This window comes from Parapedobacter soli (assembly GCF_025460835.1).
Lineage (GTDB): Bacteria > Bacteroidota > Bacteroidia > Sphingobacteriales > Sphingobacteriaceae > Parapedobacter > Parapedobacter soli.
On sequence record NZ_JAMXAY010000012.1, the window covers coordinates 1 to 21,785 of the forward strand.

Annotated in this window: 18 protein-coding genes; 2 read left to right on the plus strand and 16 right to left on the minus strand. The window is 49.8% G+C overall.

Annotated elements, in window-relative coordinates:
- Positions 1–186: 186 nt before the first annotated feature.
- The 10 genes from NGM62_RS07115 to NGM62_RS07160 form a co-directional block, all read right to left on the minus strand.
- On the minus strand, positions 187–2,694 hold the full coding sequence (locus NGM62_RS07115; RefSeq protein ID WP_262246813.1) for an SLBB domain-containing protein: 2,508 nt from the start codon (positions 2,692–2,694) through the stop codon (positions 187–189).
- Between the two features lie 158 nt (positions 2,695–2,852).
- Entirely contained in the window at positions 2,853–4,547 is a 1,695-nt protein-coding gene (locus NGM62_RS07120) for a capsule assembly Wzi family protein (protein ID WP_262246814.1), read from the minus strand.
- A gap of 51 nt (positions 4,548–4,598) precedes the next feature.
- The gene (locus tag NGM62_RS07125) at positions 4,599–6,296 is read right to left on the minus strand and encodes a capsule assembly Wzi family protein (protein ID WP_262246815.1); all 1,698 of its coding nucleotides are present in this window, start codon (positions 6,294–6,296) and stop codon (positions 4,599–4,601) included.
- A 68-nt stretch (positions 6,297–6,364) separates the two neighbouring features.
- On the minus strand, positions 6,365–7,531 hold the full coding sequence (locus NGM62_RS07130) for a glycosyltransferase family 4 protein (RefSeq protein WP_262246816.1): 1,167 nt from the start codon (positions 7,529–7,531) through the stop codon (positions 6,365–6,367).
- Positions 7,532–7,584: 53 nt separating this feature from the next.
- A complete protein-coding gene (locus NGM62_RS07135) occupies positions 7,585–8,397 on the minus strand; it encodes a glycosyltransferase family 2 protein (protein ID WP_262246817.1) in 813 nt (270 codons plus the stop codon).
- A gap of 9 nt (positions 8,398–8,406) precedes the next feature.
- Positions 8,407–9,288, minus strand: coding sequence for a glycosyltransferase family 2 protein (locus NGM62_RS07140; protein WP_262246818.1), 882 nt, complete (start codon positions 9,286–9,288; stop codon positions 8,407–8,409).
- 7 nt (positions 9,289–9,295) lie between these two features.
- A complete protein-coding gene (locus tag NGM62_RS07145) occupies positions 9,296–10,480 on the minus strand; it encodes a hypothetical protein (protein ID WP_262246819.1) in 1,185 nt (394 codons plus the stop codon).
- 37 nt (positions 10,481–10,517) lie between these two features.
- Positions 10,518–11,636 (minus strand): EpsG family protein, encoded by a 1,119-nt coding sequence (locus NGM62_RS07150; protein WP_262246820.1) that lies wholly within the window; start codon positions 11,634–11,636, stop codon positions 10,518–10,520.
- A gap of 3 nt (positions 11,637–11,639) precedes the next feature.
- Positions 11,640–12,638, minus strand: a complete 999-nt coding sequence (locus tag NGM62_RS07155) for a glycosyltransferase family 2 protein (RefSeq protein ID WP_262246821.1) — start codon at positions 12,636–12,638, stop codon at positions 11,640–11,642.
- 11 nt (positions 12,639–12,649) lie between these two features.
- Positions 12,650–14,131, minus strand: coding sequence for a flippase (locus NGM62_RS07160; protein WP_262246822.1), 1,482 nt, complete (start codon positions 14,129–14,131; stop codon positions 12,650–12,652).
- Between the two features lie 105 nt (positions 14,132–14,236).
- Here NGM62_RS07160 and NGM62_RS07165 point away from each other — a divergent pair, with 105 nt between their 5' ends.
- Positions 14,237–15,676 (plus strand): NAD-dependent succinate-semialdehyde dehydrogenase, encoded by a 1,440-nt coding sequence (locus NGM62_RS07165; protein ID WP_262246823.1) that lies wholly within the window; start codon positions 14,237–14,239, stop codon positions 15,674–15,676.
- 2 nt (positions 15,677–15,678) lie between these two features.
- Here NGM62_RS07165 and hemJ read toward each other — a convergent pair whose 3' ends face one another.
- The 6 genes from hemJ to NGM62_RS07195 form a co-directional block, all read right to left on the minus strand.
- A complete protein-coding gene (gene hemJ, locus NGM62_RS07170; protein ID WP_262246824.1) occupies positions 15,679–16,215 on the minus strand; it encodes a protoporphyrinogen oxidase HemJ in 537 nt (178 codons plus the stop codon).
- A 12-nt stretch (positions 16,216–16,227) separates the two neighbouring features.
- The gene (gene hemE / locus NGM62_RS07175; protein ID WP_262246825.1) at positions 16,228–17,265 is read right to left on the minus strand and encodes a uroporphyrinogen decarboxylase; all 1,038 of its coding nucleotides are present in this window, start codon (positions 17,263–17,265) and stop codon (positions 16,228–16,230) included.
- 2 nt (positions 17,266–17,267) lie between these two features.
- Positions 17,268–17,783 (minus strand): hypothetical protein, encoded by a 516-nt coding sequence (locus NGM62_RS07180; protein ID WP_262246826.1) that lies wholly within the window; start codon positions 17,781–17,783, stop codon positions 17,268–17,270.
- Entirely contained in the window at positions 17,780–18,496 is a 717-nt protein-coding gene (locus tag NGM62_RS07185; RefSeq protein ID WP_262246827.1) for a response regulator transcription factor, read from the minus strand. Before NGM62_RS07185 ends, NGM62_RS07180 begins: the two co-directional genes overlap by 4 nt.
- Positions 18,497–18,520: 24 nt before the next feature.
- Entirely contained in the window at positions 18,521–19,456 is a 936-nt protein-coding gene (locus NGM62_RS07190; protein ID WP_262246828.1) for a sensor histidine kinase, read from the minus strand.
- 100 nt (positions 19,457–19,556) lie between these two features.
- Complete coding sequence (locus NGM62_RS07195) at positions 19,557–20,432, minus strand: helix-turn-helix domain-containing protein (protein ID WP_262246829.1); 876 nt, start codon at positions 20,430–20,432, stop codon at positions 19,557–19,559.
- Positions 20,433–20,679: 247 nt separating this feature from the next.
- On the opposite strand from NGM62_RS07195, the gene NGM62_RS07200 reads away from it, so the two are divergent.
- Complete coding sequence (locus tag NGM62_RS07200; RefSeq protein WP_262246830.1) at positions 20,680–21,783, plus strand: glycoside hydrolase family 26 protein; 1,104 nt, start codon at positions 20,680–20,682, stop codon at positions 21,781–21,783.
- The last annotated feature ends 2 nt before the right edge of the window (positions 21,784–21,785 follow it).

The following is a 21,785-nucleotide window of genomic DNA, read 5'->3' on the forward strand; positions in this document are numbered from 1 at the left end:
ACGCCCCTGAAACTAAAACCAATGCTGGTGGTGGTTTCATTCGAAAAATTGTTCTTAACCGCCCCTTGGAACCTGCATTTCCACCGCCTCTTGTGTTGGGCCCTGACATGGTCAGGTTTCATCTTTTCCTTTTATCGGCTGGTGAGTGCCCAGTTTCATTAGCTTTAACTAAAATAAAAATGCCCACTAGCGGAATATCGTTACGATAATCGCTGCCAACGATGCGATACCGGTACCGAAGCCCAGCCATTGCTGTACACCGATAGTGGGTTTGATTTCTTTCTGCGGCACGAAAATCTCCGCTCCCGGTTTGATGGGTGGATAATTATTAAAAAACAGGAAACGGTTCGTGCTCTTCACCGATCCATTTGCGTACAACACGTACGCGCTCTTGCGTAAGGCACGCGAAGAGAACCCACCTGCCTGGGAAATATATTGTTCAAAGCCTTTGGAAGGCGAATACACCGCTGTAGATGGCGCCAATACTTCCCCGGAAATCTTTACCGTTTGCAGTTCTTTAGGCACGTAGATCACATCGCCATCCTCCAAAATAAGGTCGCCCCGATAGCCAGGCTTTTTGATAATGCGTTCGAGGTTTATCCCCACGAGGTCATTTCCGATATTTTTTTCGATGTTCAAGTTGTTAAAAGCCGTTGCATCGCTTTGCAACTGTTGCAAGGCGAGCAGCCTGTTGTACTCGGCCTGCTTCTTCCGTTCCCGTTCGGCAGTCTCCGGCTCTGCTTCAGCCACCGTTGCCCCTGTATCAGGCAACACACCCCGCTTCAATGATGCTCCATCTACATACGCAAGCGGTGTGAGCCCACCTGCGCGTTTTATCAGATCTGACACACGCTCATCTTTGCGATTGATCGTATACAACCCAGGATAAAGCACTTCGCCCAAGATACGGACCATCTTCTGCGTTTCATAACCGGTTGACGTACGCACAACCACCCGGTCGAAAGGCATCAACACAAAATCTTCCTCTTGCTTATTTAAGCCCTTGTCGGCGTCTACCTGGAAGATTTGTGCAATATGGGCCGATTGGGACATCACATCCGCATTCGTTACCCTTCGGGAGATCTCAATCCTGCTGCCCGATGCACTCTCCCGGAATCCCCCGGCTTGCATGATCAGGTCTTTCAAGGTCATTCCCTCCGCAAAAGCGAAATGGCCGGGCGAACGGACTTCTCCGTCAATATCCACAGTATACGCTTCTCGCAATTCGAAAATCGATGATATATTGACAACATCCTCCCGCCTCAATTCAATGTCAGGATCTGTCCCAGCCACAACAGCGGCAACATCGAACGACAATTGCTCGTACTGCAGGTCCTTTTGCAGCCGGAGGATACTTCCCCGATTCAAGAAGGCATCCTCTTTCAATCCTTCTGCCTTTTTTATGAGCATCGATAAAGTTAGTCCCGGACTAAGTTCATACTGCCCCGGCCGGAATACAGCGCCTTCAATGGTTACGCGGTTCTCAAATCGATCCAAAATGCGGTCTACCAAGTATTGGTCGCCGGCCTGCGGCACATAATGGCTATATTGGCTACTCAGCAGATCCTCGATACGCTGTTCTTTCTCCGTTCGCTTCTTTACCTTAATCCGGGCGCGATAGGCATTTTCCGTAAAACCGCCCGCGTATACCAATAGCTCATCGAACGTTTCCCCATCCTTCAATTCAAAGATTGCAGGTCGTTTCACTTCACCACTCACTTTCACTCGTTTCTGATAAGGGGGGATCATCAATACGTCTTGATCTTCCAACCGTACATTCTCTGAGAAATAGCCGTTTATCAACACATCGTAAATATCTAGCCGGGCGATTTCCCTACCATTCCGAATTAGCCGAATGTCCCGGAACGAACCGTTGGCGGTAGGCCCCCCGGAATAATACAGCGCATTAAATGCTGTTGCAACGGATGGCAACGTATATGAGCCGGGCATAGCAACCTCCCCGGTAACGGTTACGTGGATACTCCGGATATTGCCTAATGCCACCGTTACCTTCGTCGCGCCAGTTCGGATAGCTGAATACAAGGTTGCCAGCTCGGATTCGATGTGTGCCGTGGCTTGCTCTATAGTCATACCGCCAACAGCAACAACACCCACGTAAGGGATCGTAATGGTACCTTCAGGGCTTACAGTAAGTGCATGGTACTCCTCCGAGGCCCCATAGATATCGATCAATATCTGATCCGTCGGCCCGAGGATGTAATTACGCGGTGTCGCAATTCGCAAATTTGGCTCGAAGATCGGCATAACCCCGCGAAACAATGAGGCACCGAATATTTCGAGCTTCGGATTGCTCGATGAATCCGAACGAGCCGTATCATTGGCAAGAGGCGTCGATGATAGGGAATCAATGACCTGCCGTTCGGTGTTCCGCGTTGGAACGGAAGATGTCCGCCTTTCGGACGCACCGTCCAAACGTTCGATCCGCTGCCGTAACTTCTCCACTTCGGCGAGAGGCATGCCACGCTCCAGTGCCAACCGTTCCATCTGTACATCGCTCATCCCCGATGAGGTAGCTTGGGTAAGGTAGGCCCTTATCTGTTCATCTGACAACTCATCAACACGAACCGTGGACAAATCTGAAGTATTCATGGTCTGTGCGAAACTTCTTTCCACGAACGAACCGACGCTTATCAATAAAATGACACTGATAATATAAGAAAGCCGATATTTCATTCGAATTTGTTTTTTTAATGCCCTCATGCCGCCTGCATATTCGTCAACTTTAATATCAAATCCCACCATGATAGGTTTCACCAATCTAATTTTACTTACACATAATCAGCGCAATACAACTGCGCTCTGACCGAGGCAACCGCCCTCCATCGTCTTTATCAAAAACTGTACATCAGTCCAAGTTGGAACCGCAAATTAACCTTGTCTTGCGGTAAAAAATGCCAAAAACCCTCCCAATCTTTTTCGGGTATTTCCAGTTCGTACTGATAATTATACGCATAAATGTAGTTAAACTTGCCATAGAGCAATAGCTGTCCGATATCCCATTCACTTTCTAACCCGACACCAATATCTACCCATCGCCGTCTAAAATCCGATGTTGCTTTGTAATAAAAGTCGTTGTGATGCACAAATCGTTCAGCCTGCACCCCCACACGCTTCAACCCCCGCACCCACGAAACGTCGATCGACTGAACATTGCTTCCGGGACCCACACCAGCACCCAAGACCTGCCCCCGGTGGGTATAACCGTGCCGCACGATGTCATTGGTGTACCACGATGGGCTTCTACGTATGTCTGCGGTCCTTGTGGCATCCATTTGAGTAGCCTCCATTCCAACCTGGATGAGTTCGGCTTTCAGTTTGTCGAGTGGTATCAATTTCCTGAACCCTACAACAAAGGCCCTTGTGTGATCAAGCTCCACACGCAGGTCCCGCATATCCCAGGGCGGGTCATTTCGCCCATATTCCACATAAATTTCGGCATTGCCTTGGCTCATAAGCCAGCGAGCAAATACCGACCCGTACACATCACGGTTCATACGTTGCTCCCGGTTCTGCATCTTTTCAGGATCGTTACTCGATCGGGAGCCGGGGCCAAGCATGGGCAGGTATCCGCCGAGCCCTCCCCCCAAATCTTCGCTATACGTAACGAAACTCCGAGCCATACCGACAAACAGACCGGGGAGCCACTTCGGCTGATAAGTAAAAACCAATCCGGATAGGTAACGCCAGTCGTCGCGCTTCTCCTTGTAATATTGGTCAAAATGGTCCGGATTTCCCAACGGCGTCGGCGTGAATCCCGACTCGCTTAACCGGCCGGCAATCAACTGCCCTTCAAAAGACCCGATACCGGTCCTTATCGGACTTCGCGTGTTTAACGTCAGATGCGGAAAGCCAGGTGCGGTATTGCTCATGAGCAACGCGTTTCTTCTTCCCGGACCCCACCAAAGATTCTCCGTCGATATGCCCAACGAGCCCACCCCGTAGTTAAAACGCACACTGCTTTGCCCCGGTAAAACCCGGGTATAACTACCAGTGCCAAACCGCTCCGGCATGTCGATATTGTTTGCAAAATCATACCAGATCCGCCATGCATAACGGTTATCCCCGTTGTATCCAGGGTAGCTGAGATTCCGTGCATACACAAATTCCGGCCGCAACTGCACGCTGAACCATTTGTACCGGGCATATACGCCCGCGCTTACCGCAGTCTGATAGCCCACTGCCGGTATCATGCCACCGTCGTTCCAACCATAGGGATATTTGGTCACATACTGTTGGTTCCAAACTACAGGCATGAGCTGAACCACGCTTTCCTCATCTGACGCCCACGCTGTCCACATCCCTCTTCGCTTACTGCTTCCGTAGATGTCAGAAACGGAAAGCGCCTGATTGTCAAGCGGGCGAATCGCGAACGAAATGGTCGAATCCAACTTTCCCAGTAGCTGCTCGCGCCGCAGTGCGTCTTCCAAGACCGGCATGCTAACCGGCACAACCTGGGCTGTTGCCACTTGGATAGCCGCCACCACAACTACCACCGAACCCCACAAACCCGTTGCAATATATCTCATGTTCTTAAATTCCTTGATATGCTAAAAATAACCCAACATCAAATAACTTATTCAAAACCGGTACATCAAATCAACTTTAAATTGAAAACCCGTCCTGTCCTGATTCCGGAACTTCCAAAAGTTATTGGAAAAATTGCTTTCCTCCATTTCATATTGATAGTTGAAGGCTTTGATGATATTCAAGTGGCCTCTGGCCACAAAACGCTGATAATTCCATTCGCCCTGCAACGCGAAGCTGAAATCGACCCAGTTCCGCCGGATGTCACCATTATGGATATAGAAGAAATCATTATTGTGCACATAGCGCTCGAACTGAACACCCAACCGCTTTACTCCCTGGATCCAATTGACATTGAGTGTCTGCGAATTGCTTCCCGACCCGATACCCGCACCAAGCATCTGCCCCAAGTGCGTATAACCATGTCTTACCCCGGCATGTCTGTACCACGGCCCACCCGGCCTGATCCGCTCATCACGCGGGCCCTCACCTTGGGTGATCTCCAGATGCACTTCAATCAAATCCTCGGCGCTGAACCAATTGATCGGGGTCAGCTTTCTGAAGCCGATGTTATAAGATCTGGAATGTTCAAGCTGCGTAATCAGATCCCGCGTATTCCAGGAATGGTCGTTCCTGCCATACTCAAAATAAACCTCGGCATTCGCGCCAACGATCAACCAACGAAGAAACACGCTGAATAATTGGTCTCTTGAAACCGCTTCGTCCGCAGATGAGCTGTCGCTCCCTTGGCCGTAATCGGATTTATTAACCGGCTCGAAAAAAGGCAGGTAGTTTTTCAGGCTATTTCCAAGGTTATTATGGTATCCAACGAACACACGCTGCATCCCCAACGAAAGCCCTTTGATCCACCGAGGCTGGTAGCTCAGTATCACGCCCGATAAGTATCGCCAATCGTCGCTCTTGGGTTTATAATATTGGTCATAGTGGTCCGGATTTCCCAGCGGTGTCGGCGGATATCCTGAACCTTCCAACCTAGCACCTATTACCTGCCCCTCGAACGAACCGATATACGTTCGAACAGGTCGGGTGGTATTCAATGTTAGATGGGGGAACCCGGGTGCGGTATTCGTCATCAGTAGTGAGTTATGGATACCCGGTCCCCACCAGAGGTTTTCAGTGGAGAGGCCGACGGAAACCGGATTGAGCGTTAAGCGCACACTGCTTTGCCCCGGAAAAGCCTTTGCATACCATCCCTCGCCAAAACGCTCGGGCAGATCGATCGTGTTGCCGATACGACCATACCATAGCTGCCATGACCGCCTTACTAGCCCGTTATATCCTTGGTATGGTGCATTCTGCGCCAACACGATTTCCGGATTGAACTGCACACTCAAGAAGCGGTAACGCAAATAGACACCAGCACTGACCATCGTTTGGTAACCCACATTGGGAATCATCGCACCATCGTTTCTGCTGTAGGGAAATGTCGAGGTAATCTCGTTTCGCCACTGTAAGGGCATAAAACGTAACGTACCGTGGCCATCCTTCGTGGTCAACGCCTTTTGGCCGACACCATCAGGACTGAAAATATCCGTCCGTTGCAATGCTTCCTGAGTAAGGGGGCGTATTGTAAATGAAATGGCCGAATCAACACGTCCCAACAGTTGTTCCCTTCTATACCAATCTTCGAGCCCGATGCTTCCAACGGGCAGTGTTTGACTGTAAACCACATCCCAACACACACCTAACACACATAAAACTACCGGGATCCTGAAAAACTTTCCAATCATTTTTTTCGTTATCTAGAAGATAATAAGCACCAAATATATCATTTAATAAAAAGAAAGTTGCCTGATTTTTATCTTTTAGGGTGCTCTCTTTTCACCTTACTGACGTGATTAATGTAATCCAGGTAAATTTGATGCACCTTTGTATCCGCATATTCAACCAGCATCTTTTTACGCCCGGCAGCCCCCATTTCCATTTGTTTGGCCTTCGGGAGCAACATAAATCGCTCCATCTTCTCTGCCAAATCAGACGGATCTTTCGCCGCACACAGGAACCCGTTTACACCATCGTCTACAAGTTCCCGGCAGCCCGCCACATCACTTGCAATCAGCGGCCGTCCCAAGGCCGCGGCTTCCATTAGGGTTGTCGACATCCCCTCCCGGTAAGACGGTAATACGACACAATCCTGCGAACGCAGTATAGGTCTGACATCGTCGACATGCCCTAAGTAGCGAATAATGCCACTGTCTACCCAATCCCTGAGTTGCACTGCACTCACTGCACTCGGATTCTTCACGTTTAAGTACCCAAGCACATTAAAATCCACATCACGATATCTTTCTTTTAATATGCGTGCTGCCGCCACATATTCTGTTATCCCCTTATCAAACAGCAAGCGGGCCACAAAAACGAATTGTGTCCCTTTTCTGCTATCTACATCACCATCCCTTATCTGTACAGAACCGGGGTTGAAATGATCAATGGCATCAATCCCTTCTCCGGGCAACACGAGCGTTTTCTTCCCATCCACCAAGCCACGAGACACAAACAGCTCCCGGTCGTCATTATTGAGAAACCACACCTGATGTGCCGATTTAAAAGCACGCCTGTACATCCATGAAGTTACCCTTGTCATCCACCCACCCCTGATGAACGTATACCCCAGCCCGGTCACTACTGAAATATGCGGGATGCCCAACTTCCGGGCTGCAAATGACCCATAGACATTGGGCTTGATAGTATATTGGATGACCAAATCAGGCCGTTCAGCTTTAAAAATGCCACTTAATTCCTTCACAAACGCAATATCCGAGAAAGGATTCACCCCTTTTGCCTGCAGGCGGTTCAACGGAACATACGTTGCACCAGACGCCCTCAATTTAGGTGTCTCCTCATCTTCGGGGGCCAACAAAATCACATGGCAACCGTTGTCCAGCAACGCTTTTATTAACGTCATCCTGAATTTCACAAAACTCCATGACGTATTGGATACCAGGATAATTTTGGTTTTATCCACCGTTATGATCAAGTTTAATGTAAAACATAAGCTAGCGCCGATTATCACCCACGTTAAGCAAAAATTAGGCTAAAGCGTAATAGGCAATGAAATAAATAGAACTTCAACCCCTTAAATGAAAACCGAACCAGTTTAAAAGCGCCCTGAGTCATCGTTACCACGAAACTCTTGATCATGTTAAATCGGTAACGAAAACCAAGTTCCGTGCGATGCTTCCGGTAAAAATAAACCCGCGAATGATATTGTTTCCGCAGCCACGTATGTGTATTGATACGGCGCCAAGGATGGACAATTATAGCGTCAGGCAAAAACTGGTACCCCGTCAACTTGGCTACACGGTACTGGAAATCCACATCTTCCATGGCCGCAAAGGGAAACCCTTCATCAAACCCTCCCGTTTGTTCGAACAACGTTTTCTTTATTGCAAAATTGCAGGACCACAAATGCCCGCCTGTTAGGTTTATTGGCGACTCCTCATCATACCTGCGCTGTGGCCTGTCGCTTATGGTCTTTCCCTCAAACACTTGATAACGACCACCGGTATTTAAAACCCCGCTTTTGTATGCCGCCAACCAACCTTCTGTTGGGATGCAGTCGTCGTCGGTGAAAACAATCCATTTGCCTTTGGCGGCCCTTGCCCCATGATTGCGATTGGCTGCAGGTCCTTTCCCCGGACCTTTTATCCACCTTACTGACGGGAATGAAGCGTCTACCAACCATTTAGCTTCCTCTTCGTCGCTGTCATCCGTCACAATCACCTCATAGTCTTCCGCATCGAGTTTCTGCATGTCAGGCGACAACTTCGCCAAACACGTTGCCAACAGGTCCGTTCGTTTATAAGTAGGGATAACTACCGAAAATGTCATAGGGTCATCTTATTGCAGCTTGACAGGCAAGGTTATCTGATGAATTATTCTTAATAAATTGCATACGTCGTCCACCTCTGCCCTATCCAATGTTTTTCCTCTCAAGGCAACAAGCTTATACTGCATGTTTAGCCAGCCAAAAATAGTGTATATTCCTGATTTAAGATAAGTCTTCGCGATTTCTACTCTTTTTTCCCCTCGGGTTAGCATCTGCGGGCCGTAATTCGCAAGGATCCGTCGCATGGTAGACATACTGCTTCGGTATTTTCTCACGTCGATATGTCCGCCGCGGATAATATAAAGCGGTTCCCGGACACGGGCGAACCGGCTGCGCGCGAATGTCCGGCACCACAGCTCGTAGTCTTCCGCCCGCACGTAACGTGGATCATAACGATTTGCAGAAAACCAAGATTTCTTTCCCACCACCGAGGCGTGTATCAACATCGCTTTCTTGATCACATCCCGTGGGCGATGACTGATCTCGCCCAGCCCTGCCTTTGCAATAGGGTATCCATCGGAGTCAATAAAATAAGCGCCTGTATCTACCAAGTCGATTTCCGGCCGTGATTCCAGCAGGGCAACCTGTTTCGCTATCCGTGTTGGAAGCATTATATCGTCGCCGTCCATCCGAGCTATATACTTCCCGTTCGCTAAGTCTGGCACCTGGTTCAAGCGATACACCAACCCCCTGTTTTGGTTGTCGTCCACAATACGCACCCGCGGGTCGCTTAGTTCCGCCACCAATGCGAGCGAGCCATCTGTCGATCCGTCATTAAGCAAAATCAACTCCCAATTGGCGTATGTTTGCGCATAAACCGATTGTATCGCGCCGATAAGGGTTTTCGCATTATTATAAAACGGAATGGCAATGGTCACCAACGGCTGTTCCATGTGTATATCAACTTAAAAATTCATTCAATTGTGTAGCAAGGTCAACCTCTATCTGACCGAGGTCAAATTTGCGTTTCAGAAGCTCCATACCCGCTTTCATTCGAAAATAATCTGCTCTTAACGGCCTTACGGAATCTGCATTTTTATCGCTTTGAGTGTTAGATGCTGACGTTGCAATGAGTTCATCCACTACGTTGCATAGTTCATCAAAGTCGCTGCACAATATCCCCGGCGGTATTTCACACGCCGCAAAAAGATGGGTAAAATAATGATTCCTCAACGCGATAATTGGCGTTCCAAAGGATATGGCATCCATGATGGCCCCACTGCTGATCAGCTCATACTCCTTGCTGCCATAAAAGAAAACGGCATATTGCATCTCCATACAGCGGTCGAGATAAGCATCATATGCTACGAACTGGTCGCCATCACTGTATTCTACCCACGCATTCCTGAAAGGCAGCATTTCTTCCAACAATTGCCCCGCTACCACAAATGATGCACGGCCGGCGGCAATTTCCGATCGGAATCTAGCGGCCAATTCAAAAAACAAAGGCGACTGTTTTTCTAGCTTAGCAACGCCAAGGTGGCCGAAGACAATACGTGGTCCAATCCCGTGGTGGCGGGTCTCCCCTTCATAAGTCAACGGATGCCTTATCGCCATCATGCTGTCGGCTGGCAGTAGTTTATGCATCACCATGCGGTCACGGATATACTCTTCCAAAACCAGATAACGCCGGCCGCGAAGCCTCATGGCAAAAGCCATTCGGAGAAGGCTCGAATACAACCTATCCACAGTCTTGCCGCCCCCTTGCCGCAACAATTTCAGCTCACCGTGCAAGGTAATGACCACCCTGCATTTTCTAAAGAGAAACCGGAGCATCAGCGAGATGAACAGGTTCCCCACGGGTGAGTTTGACGCGAAGAAAATAAAGGCTGCCTTGGTACGCTGTGCGTGCCTTAAAATGAGGAAACTACGTTTGCATTCGGTCAATAACTTAACAATCCAGCGCCATTTATTCCCTTTCTCCGCCAACACTACCGGCTCGAATACCGGCACAACGTTACCCCAATGCTGCTTATCGGAGATCGCCTTCCAGTGGGGTTCGCTTACACGAGCATAGATGGTCGAATCGGGAAAGATGCGGGCCAATAACGTAAGCGTTTGCCTATTGATCGTGGCATGCTCCAATCCCGTTTTATTAACTTCACAAAAAAATATCATCGCGTCAATACCTGTTGAGTAGGTGGTTCTTATCAAAGATGGTCTGGAACGGCACATAAAGATCCCAGTAGGGCACCATAAACATATAAAGCCGTACCGCACCGAATACGATAACAAACAAAATGGCGAGCACCCGTATCTTGATATCCTTCAAGGAAGATACTAAACTGGCTAAAAGGAAGATTTCCATATAAAGAAACGGCAATGCCAGCCGTGTGATGACGGGTACGTTGAGGATGAACACAAAATAAATGATGTTTCCAAACACCAACAGATTAAGCTGCCCGCTATACCAACCCTCATCGTCACGCGGTATCATTCGCCGCCCGGCAATCAAAATGGGTAGGATGAGTGCACGTTTAAGGAGGCCCAGCACATAGGAGATATATGGATTCGCATGGCTGGTCCCCAGTCCCTCGTCGTCATACCGCAATACCTTGTCTGCAATAGCCGCGTCCACGCCCACCACGCTGACCACCACGTTGACCAACCACGTGGTGATATCGACCAACCCGACCGCAAAACCAATAAGCAGGCCGGTGTACAGCATATTATCGGACAACCTCACCCAATAAAGCCAGTAGGCAACAACGAAGAAAAGGGACGACACGTGAATAGTTGTTGCGACTACAATCGTTGCCAGAAAATACCAGAAACGCTGCTCTTCGATATATTTCAAACTAAATAGGCAAAGTGCCACGGCTGTAAATTGCCTAACGGAAATCATGTCGGCCAGGTAGTAGGCATAGTACAAAAAGAGCAACAAGAAAAGTATACGGGGATACCGCAAAAACACCACTCCTTTAACCCCTATCGTTATTAGGGCAAGAAAGGCCAGCATGGCCGTATATGGTGCGCCGGCGGTGGAGAACGCCCAATTCATTGCCGTGTACCCGGGTTCGAAAAAATTTATCGCCGGTCCGGTAAGAAATTCATCGATGCGCTCATAAAAGTTAATGTAGGAGTCCCAATCCGGCCCCGTTTGCCAGCGTATGGCGCTGATGAAAATCAATGACAGGACCACCCCGATGAACGTTCCACGCTTAATCCAATACCGATCGTCTCCCACTAGGTCCAAGACGGTAAGAGCGGCCAATACCACAAATAAAACGATATATATCATTTGTTAAACGTTACCCCGGTTCCTTTTGACAGCCCGGCCTACAAAGGATTCCCGGACCAAGCGCAGGAAACCAGAAAAACACACATAAATTACTGCCCTCACCCTTCCCAACCACGACATCCCCATCCGCGTACCGATGCAATCGGCATAAAGTATCTTTTCTTTCCATGATAATGCCGTCGAACTTAACGGCACACTCAGGAGGTACACTGTCTTTTCCCATGAAGAGGTACGGTCTGCCAGCCCGTATCGCTTAAAATAGCCTTCTGCCCACTTCATAAAATCTAGCCCCGATTGCACCTTCCTTCCCACCAGCTCTTTGGAAGCTTGTTGAGAGGATATGTTTCGGCCGCTGTACCGCCAATATACCAATGGACCCACAATGGAATGGATACCATGTTCACTAGACAGTTTTATCCATGTCGCATCATCGGTAAACCAAGCCAAGTCGAACCGCTCAAATTGCCCCACCTGCTGCCATTTATGCCGCCTGAAAATATACTCCACCACGGTGCTATGAAGCTCACCGCGGACACGATGCGCAAAAAAACCGGCACCATCCAAATAAACAGGAAATTGCTTAAAGGGCCACACCTGCCGGTTATTTTCATTGATCACCTTTATGTCGAAATGGATAAGATCAACGTCCCGCATGTCCTTATTTCCATTTTCCAAAAAATCATAAAAAGCCGATACACAACCGGCTTCCATGATATCATCGTCCGAAAACAACCAAACCCATTCCTCACCATTTGCCAGCGCAACGCATCTTTCCCAATGTGCCACCAGGTCCTCTTTCCCTACATTCTGTTCAAAACGATGGTACACCACGGCTATTTCCGATTGATAAGGTGACACAATCGTATACAAATCGTCCGGACTTGCGTCATCACCAATGTACAGCACGAATCGCCTGTCCGTCTGTGCCGCGATGCTCGCTAGCGTAGCTTCGAAAAAATCGGCCTTAAATGCCGGAATAACAATGGCTAACCTGTGCTTCATTCCCTTCAGTCCTATGTCACGCCAATTTTCCTTAATACCTGTTGCTTCAGTTCATCGACCAACTGGTTTCTGAAAACCCAGTGTTGAATAACGAAATAGCATACCGCAGATAGCCCTATCGCCAAAGAAAGGCCGAATAGTGGGTGGATATGTAACGGCCTAATCAGCATGCCAACCGGGATAAACGGAGCGCAAGATAACAGGGCTTCCCCAATTTTTCGCCATTTTGGCCTAAAATCAATTACACGGGCCGAATAAATAATCAATAAGACCAACACAGTCAATTCCGTGACCACGTTGGTTATAGCGGTTCCATACAGCCCAAAATATGGAATTAATGTGAGGTTGAAAGCCAAGCTCACCAACATCCCCATCAAAGCTGCCCTGAAAAACAACCGTTCATTGTTCGACGGGTTGAGTATTTGCATGCCAAACACATTGCTCAGCCCGATAATCAATACGCTGGCAGTCATAATCCGGAGCGCGGCCACAGCCGGCACAAACTCCGGCCCCGCAAACAACATCATCAGATCGTTCGCATACACCATTAACCCAACCGCGGCCGGAACACCGATCAAAGCAATATATCCAAACGATTTCCCCAAAAGATGATGCACCACCGGTAAATCCCCACTATTGAAGCTTACCGAAAGCCTTGGAATAGCTACCAGCACGAAGGCGGTCAATACCGTAAGGACCAATTTGACAACGCGGGTAGCAGCGCTATAGTACCCCACTTCACTGGTATCACGCAGCAATCCGAGCAGCGCCGTGTCCAATACCGTATAAAAGCTAACCACGATCCCGAAAGAAAAGATGTAAAACAGCGGCTTTAGGTGCCTCGCCAAATCCAGCCCGCGAAACCGAAGTTCCACGTAACGTTTTGCATAAATAATATTCACGATCATATTTGATGTACCCGTGAGGAAAATAATCAGGAAATACACCAGCGTATCATCGGCCTCCGTAACAAACGAAAAAATTAGCACAACCGACAGCAATCGGAACACCAGGGCCCGTTTCGTTATAAAAGAGAACGCCTCCACGCCCTGGAACAACCATTCGATCATGAAGACCTGCATATACATCATCCCCAAACTGATTACGAATAGCCCATGGTGAATGGCCAGCTTAGGATGGTAAGTGAACAAGGCCCAATAAAAAATCGAAATCAGAAAAGTCGACAGGAAATGCAGCAGTAATAATTCACTGAACAATTGGGACCGCCGCAAACGATCATGCCGCGTTTTAGCAATCTCGCGCACGCCATAAATAGGTATGCCCAACGCCGCAAGCAAAACGGCAAACTGCAAAAAACTGTCGACAAACCCGATATCACCGATCCCTTTGGGCCCCAGCACCCTCGATACGTACGGGAAGACAATCACAGGGACCAATACCTGACTCAACGATAAGAACGTATTATATACTGCGTTTCTCCTAATGCTGCTCACCGCGATTTTAATAAGTGCGTTTGCCTGATATGAGAGCAAATATGGTTAATTTAACCGTGAATGTTGACAATTGGGTAAAACTATTGCAGCGGCTCGATGGTTAACCAACCACAGTCACCACATACCAAGATAATAAAAACAGAAATGACAACAAAAACAGAAAACCGGCTTCCCACAGCGGCGTACGTCAATGGCAAGTTCATTTCAGGCCACAAAAAATTTAACGTCATTAACCCCGCTACGGGCGAAGTAATCGCCTCCGCACCCGACCTCGGCGTGGCCGACTGCAAAAAGGCGATCGACGACGCACACACGGCGTGGCCCGGATGGCGTGATACCGACGTGACGCAGCGCAGCCGCATCGTACAGAAATGGTACGAGCTCCTCATGGCACACAAAGACGAGTTAGCCCGCACCATGACCCTGGAGAGCGGCAAGCCGCTGTCCGAAAGCCTTGCCGAGGTAGACTATGGTGCATCGTTTGTCGAGTGGTTTGCCGAAGAGGCCAAACGGGCTTATGGCGAGTCCATCCCCGCCACCAAAACGGGCCAGCGGCTCATCACCATCCGCCAGCCCGTAGGTGTGGTTGCCGCCATCACCCCCTGGAACTTCCCGCTGGCCATGATCACCCGCAAGGTAGCCCCCGCCCTGGCGTCGGGCTGCACCGTGGTACTGAGGCCCGCCTCCCAAACCCCGCTCACGGCACTGATGGTTGCCAAACTGGCCCACCAAGCCGGTTTCCCCCCGGGCGTATTCAATGTGGTGACAGGTAAGGATAGCAAAGGCATGGGCGAAGAACTCACCACCAACGAACTCGTACGGAAAATATCGTTTACCGGCTCTACGGAGGTGGGGCGCACGCTCATGGCCAACGCCGCCCGCACCATCAAAAAGGTTTCGCTCGAACTCGGTGGCAATGCCCCGTTCCTGGTATTCGACGATGCCGACATCGATGCGGCCGTGGCCGGTGCCATCACAGGGAAATTCCGCAATTCGGGGCAGACCTGCGTTTCCGTCAACCGCTTCTACGTGCAGGACGGCGTGTTTGATGCATTCGCCGAAAAGCTCACGACGGCCGTGAAAGAACTGAAAGTAGGCAACGGCCTCGACAACGGCGTACAGGTGGGACCGCTGATCAACCGCGATGGACTGGAAAAGGTGAAAGCACACGTGGAAGATGCCATCGACGGCGGCGCCCGACTCCTCACCGGCGGGAAAGCAATGGAAGGGCTTTTTTACGAGCCTACGGTGCTTGCCGATGTAAGCCCGTCGGCACTGCTGGCCCATGAAGAGACATTCGGCCCGGTATGTGCACTGTTCCGGTTCAAAACAGAAAAAGAGGGCATCGCAATGGCCAACGACACCGAATTCGGGCTGGCTGCTTATTTTTACAGCCGCGATGTAAACCGCTGCTGGCAGGTGGCCGAGCAACTCGAATCGGGTATGGTAGGCATCAACACGGGACTGGTCTCCAATGCGGTAGCGCCGTTCGGCGGGGTCAAGCAATCGGGTATCGGCCGCGAGGGTTCCAAACACGGGCTGGATGAGTATACCGAAATCAAATACCTTTGCTTCAGCGAATAAGGTTAGCGCCGCTCCCGGATTTTTTTATACAGCTTCACTGCCACCATCAGCATCACACCCAAGAGCAACAGGCCTAACACGCCATAGATCCAGTTGATGGCACTCTTGAGCACCACCAAAAAAACGATAGCAAACAGCAACACCGTAGCGAGCTCATTCCACAGGCGCAGCCGCATGGAAGTCCAGGTACTCGATTCGGCGCGGAGGTTAAACATCACGCGCTGGCACACGAAATGATACCCCACCAGCCCGAGCACGAAAGCCAATTTCACATGCATCCACCCCGCCTGCAAGAGTGCCGGATTGACATACAGCATCACCAGCCCCGCCGCTACCGTGAGGTACATGGCGGGGGTGGTGATGATCCACCACAGCTTGTGCTCCATCAGGATAAACTGCCGGTGCAATACCTCGTATTCACTTTCCGGCCGCTGCCGGGCTTCCGTGTGGTAGATGAACAGCCGTACCATATAAAACAGCCCCGCCATCCAGCAGACTACGAAGATGATGTGTATGGCTTTTGCGTAGAGGTACAGCATGGCGGCGGGTATCTAAAATCTAAACTCCTTTACCACTTCCACCGCATATTTCACATTGTCGAACGGGATATCCGGCATAATGCCATGTCCCAGATTGAAAATAAACCCGTCCTGCCCGCGCATGCGTTCAAACAGTTGCAGGATTTTCTCCTTGATTACCTTCTTATCGGCATAAAGAACAAACGGATCCAGATTGCCCTGTACCGCCACCCCTTGGGGCAGGCTGTCCTTGATATTGCGCAAGTCGGCATTCCAATCCACAGAAACCACATCCGGACCGGCATCGGCCATGACCGGGGCAAACACGGAGCTTCCCTTACAGAATGAAATGATCGGAATGTCCTTCCGGTGAAGCCTGGAGATGATCTGCGAATTATAAGTGTGGGCGAACACGCGGTAATCATCCCACGAGAGTGCTTGAGCCCAGCTGTCAAACAGCTGCAGCGCGTTCACACCTGCGGCGATCTGCATATTCAGGTAATCGACCGTCACGTCGGCGATTTTCTGCAAAATAAGGTGTGCCAGGTCGGGCTCATTATTGAGCAACAGCTTCGTGCGCTTGAAGTCGCGCGAGGAGCCTCCTTCTACAAGGTAGCTCAATACGGTAAAGGGCGCCCCGGCAAACCCGATGAGCGGGATACGGCCTTGCAAGCGCCGCTGGACAGCGCGGATGGCATCGCCAACGTATTGCAGCTTATCCAACACATCCGTACGCAGCGCTTCGGCATCTTCGCGCGTGCGCACCGGATTTGCAAACCGTGGGCCTACCCCCTGCTCAAAACTCAACTGTCCGCCCATGGCCTCGCCCGTAACGAGGATATCGGAAAATAAAATAGCGGCATCTATACCCAGCAGGTCTACTGGCAGCATGGTCACATCCGCCGCGATTTCCGGTGTCTTGCACATCTCCAGGAAAGAATACTTGTTCTTGATATCCCAATACTCCGGCATAAACCGGCCTGCCTGCCGCATCATCCACACCGGCGGGCGCTCAGTAGGCTTTGAAAAAGCCGCCCGGATAAGCAAATCGTTTGCTAAATTGTTTGTCACGTCTACTCCTTTGGTATTTCGTTTTCTATTCTGTTAATGATATGCGTTACACGGGAACTCACTTCCAGTTTGCGCGCAAGGTCGATATAAGCCCGTACCCGCTCGAAGTCCTTTTTCCGGAGATTGATATTCGCCAGATTGACCAAAATAATGGCTTTGTCGTTAGGCCTACGGAAAGGCAACCGCGAGGCTATCTGGAAATGCCGCTCGGCAGCCTCGTAATCCTCGGCTTTCAATGCGATGTTGCCACACATAAATTCATAATAGTTGCGCCGTCCTTTGCGCAAATATTCCGGCTGCTTGATATCTTCCAGCAATCGCCGTGCTTTATCGTAATCCTTCTTCTGGAACGCCTGGGTGGCGATAAAAACCGTTCCTTCCCGGTAGTGGCTCCAGATCAGGTAACACATGGCTCCGGCCACCAGCACTGCGGCCTGGTGCGCTTGCGTATAGATGCACCATAGTAACAGCAAAAATGCAAGTGTCAGTATGGCGACACGTGCTTTTGAAGTCATCATGACGCCTGCTGATTGTCTGTAAATTTATAACCTACCCCACGGATGGAATGGAAATATATCGGGTGCTTCTGGTCGGGTTCAAAGTACTTCCTGAAGGTGAGGATGAAATTATCGATTGTCCGGGTCGAAGGATACACATCGTAGTTCCACACCGTTTCCAAGATCTGCTCCCGCGACACCGCCTCGTTGCGCCGCTCGATGAGCAGCTTGAGCAGCATGGCTTCTTTTTTGGTCAGCGAGGTCACCGTACCATCAGCATGATGAAGCTCGAAAGAATTGAAATAGATGGTCTTATCGCCTATCTGGTAGGAGTTGAGCTCTTTCAGGTCATCCCCCTTCATGCTCCGGCGCACCAATATACCCACCCGCAGGATCAGCTCTTCCAAATTAAACGGCTTCACGAGGTAGTCGTCCGCACCCTTTTTCAGTCCGGTGATCCGGTCCTCGCTGCTGTTTTTGGCCGTAAGGAACATAATAGGTACTTCGGTATTCTGCAGCCGTATTGTTTCGGCAACCTGGAAACCGTCTATTTCGGGAATCATCACGTCTAATATCACCAGATTGAACCGTTCTTCCTTAAATATCTTCAGCGCCTTTTTCCCATCGGTGGCCGTAGATACCCGGTACCCTTCCAGTTCGAGGTTGAGCTTGATGGCGTCCAACAGATGTTCCTCATCTTCCACCAATAAGATGCGTTGCTTCGCTTGTTGCATAATTATTATTAAACTGTGATAAAATTACTTTATCGATTTATCTTCGGCAAGCTCGCCGGTCAAGTGCTCCGCCGTTGTTAAAAGGCCTGCATTCGTTAACGGGAATTTCACTTCGAAAACACTTCCCGATGGCACGTTATCCCTCACCTTAATCTGCGCACGATGCCGCTCCAGTACGGTCTTCACAATATATAGCCCCAGTCCGGTACCCTTGGTTTTTCGGGTATCTTCACTGCCCACCCGGTAAAATTTATTGAAAATCAGCTTTTTTTCATTATCGTCGATACCGATCCCATGGTCGGCCACGCTAAACACCACCTGATCGCTTTCTTGGGCAAGCCTTACCAGCACATGAGCGCATGGCGGTGAATATTTCACTGCATTTTCAATCAGATTCGTCACCACATTGGTAATGGCAAACCGGTCGCCCTCTATTTGCAGGCCGGCTTCCACCTCGGTTTTGATCACCTGTGTGGTACAGGAGTGTATCTGCAACCGCCCCGCCACATGCTGCACCAACTCACTGAGGTCGATTTCCTCTTTAGGGAAATTATACCGGAGGTCTTCAAGCTTGGTTGCAATCAACACATTCCCCACCAAATCGTCCAGCCGCTCGATATCCTTGAGCGAGTTAGACAGGAACTGGTTGCGCTGCTCGTCGCTCAAGCTCCGTTTCAGGATGGTCTGGATAGCCAGTTTGATGGATGCGAGCGGCGATTTCAGTTCGTGGGTTACCGCCAAAAGGAAGTTCTGCTGCTGGTGTTGCCTTTTATGTTCGCGCAGAAATGCCTTTTTCAACTTGAGCGCCCCTACCACGAAGATCACCATGAAAAACAGACCTTCACCGATGATCATCACCTGCCGATCGGGCTGGGCATCAATGAGCAACACCCCCCACCACACCAGCTGGGCCGTGGCATAAAAAACGAGAAAATAAAACAGCACTAAAGGCTTCCGCATAGCAAACTCCTGAAAAGCAATCACAAAAGTATCGATTTACATCGATTAGTTACAAATAACGACTGCATTATGACAATATTAGGAAACTCCGGCCCACAGATCAAATATAAACGCGCGCACCCGAGAAGTTCTCCCGGAACTCCCGCGGGGTACAATTCTTTTTCCGCTTGAATATCCGGTTGAAATTTGAAATATTATTAAATCCGCAGCCGTAAGCGATTTCAGCAATCGTCTGGTTAGTATCGATGAGCAGCCGGGTTGCGTGCCCCAGCCGGATCTCATTAAGGCTATCGATGAATGTTTTACCGGTACTTTTCTTGACAAATCTACTGAAAGACGCCTCGTGCATATTCACATAAGCAGCCATATCGGCCAATGAAATCGGCTTGCTATAGTGCTCATTCATGTATTCGAATACTTTCACAATGCGTCGGCTATTTGACTGCGCATGGTGGTCGTCGAACCCCACACTGCTCAACGTCTGCATGCCCTCCGCCTGCGAAAGGTAATGCAGGATCGCCATCAACTCCAAAACCGAATCGAAGCCCGTTTTAGATTTGAGCCCAACCAACCGGTCTTTAATCAACAGGGTGGTCTCGCGGCCGAACAGGATACCCTGCTGCGATTTATCAAACATATTACGGATAAAATTCAGCTGATTTTTGTGGAGAAAGTCTTCACTGAACAGGTTCCGGTGGAATTGGATGGTCACTTCGGTTATCTCCCTGCTTTCGCAGGCATCGTCAAACCAGCCGTGGTATAGGTTAGACCCTACCAATACCAGCTCCACATCGCTGATCCGGGACACGTGGTCGCCCACGATACGTTGTGCACCCCGGGCGTTGAGGATAAGATTCAACTCGTACTCATCGTGATAATGCAGGGGGAAATCGAAGTGGTCTTTCACCCGCCAAAACAACGTGAAGCAGTCGCTCTCCGTAAGCGGTGTCACTTCTCTGGTGATTTTCTGACTCATGGTATCCTTCCTATAACTGGTACCACAAAAGTAGTGAAAAAAAAGCGGGGTTGTAAAAATAATACAATGAATACTTGTTAAAATCACATGTTGGTTTTCACGCATTAATCATGCGAGGTTAGTGGTTGGTTTCACAAACAATCACCAAAATTGCAAGAAGTTTATCACAAAGCGCTAAAAAAGTATTATTTTAGAAGCACAAACATCCTGTATGTTTGCTTTAGTAATTATCCAATTGTAGTCCGCAATGAGAATCGTCAAACAGACTGGTATTTTAATCGCCGCGTTTTGCTTGGTTTCACAGGTGTCGGTAGCAGGGCGCTCACCCGAGGCGGCCGCTTTGTTGAACGCGCTTAAATCAATAAGCGGCCAATACCTGCTACTGGGGCATCAAGATGCCACCGCGTATGGCATAGATTGGGCCGCCGAACCGGATAGGTCTGATATAAAAAGCACTACAGGTGCTTATCCAGCCGTACACGGCTGGGATGTGGGCCATCTCGAAATCGGCCGCAACGCCAACCTGGACAACGTCTCATTCAGCTTGATGCGCGACCGTATCATAGAGGCATACGAGCGGGGCGGCATCAACACCATCAGCTGGCACTCCACCAACCCGGTAAACGGCGAAAGCGCGTGGGATACAACGCGGAATAGCGTGAAGCAAATCCTACCGGGAGGTAAGCACCACGGCAAATACAACGATTACCTCAACCGACTGGCCCGCTTTTTCAAAACGCTGAAAACCAATGACGGAACGGCGATACCCATTATATTCCGCCCATTCCACGAACATACCGGAAGCTGGTTCTGGTGGGGCGAAGCGTTTTGCACGCCCCAGGAGTATCAGGCATTATGGCGATACACCGTGGATTACCTGCGTGATAAAAAGGGGCTGGCGAATTTACTATTCGCCTATTCCAGCAGCACCATCGAATCTGAAGCGCATTACTTGGTGCGCTATCCGGGCGACGATTATGTAGATATCATGGGGTTCGACGAATATTGCATGGGCGATGAACAAGCGTATACCGCGCGGATGGCCAAGAGCCTAGCTATCCTCACCGCAATTGCTGCTGAGCGGGATAAAGTCGCAGCCATTACCGAAACGGGCTACGAACAGATCCCGAATCCGCATTGGTTTACACAGGTGCTTTATCCAACCATCAAGGATTACCCGGTGGCTTGGGTGTTACTGTGGCGCAATGCTTTCAACCGCCCCAACCATTTTTATGCACCGTATCCGGCCCATTCCGCGGCAGAGGATTTCCGCAACTTCTACCGGCTACCCGCGGTACGCTTTGAAGACGGGCTCGCCCCGCTGCATATTTACCAACCCACAAAACCCTAGTA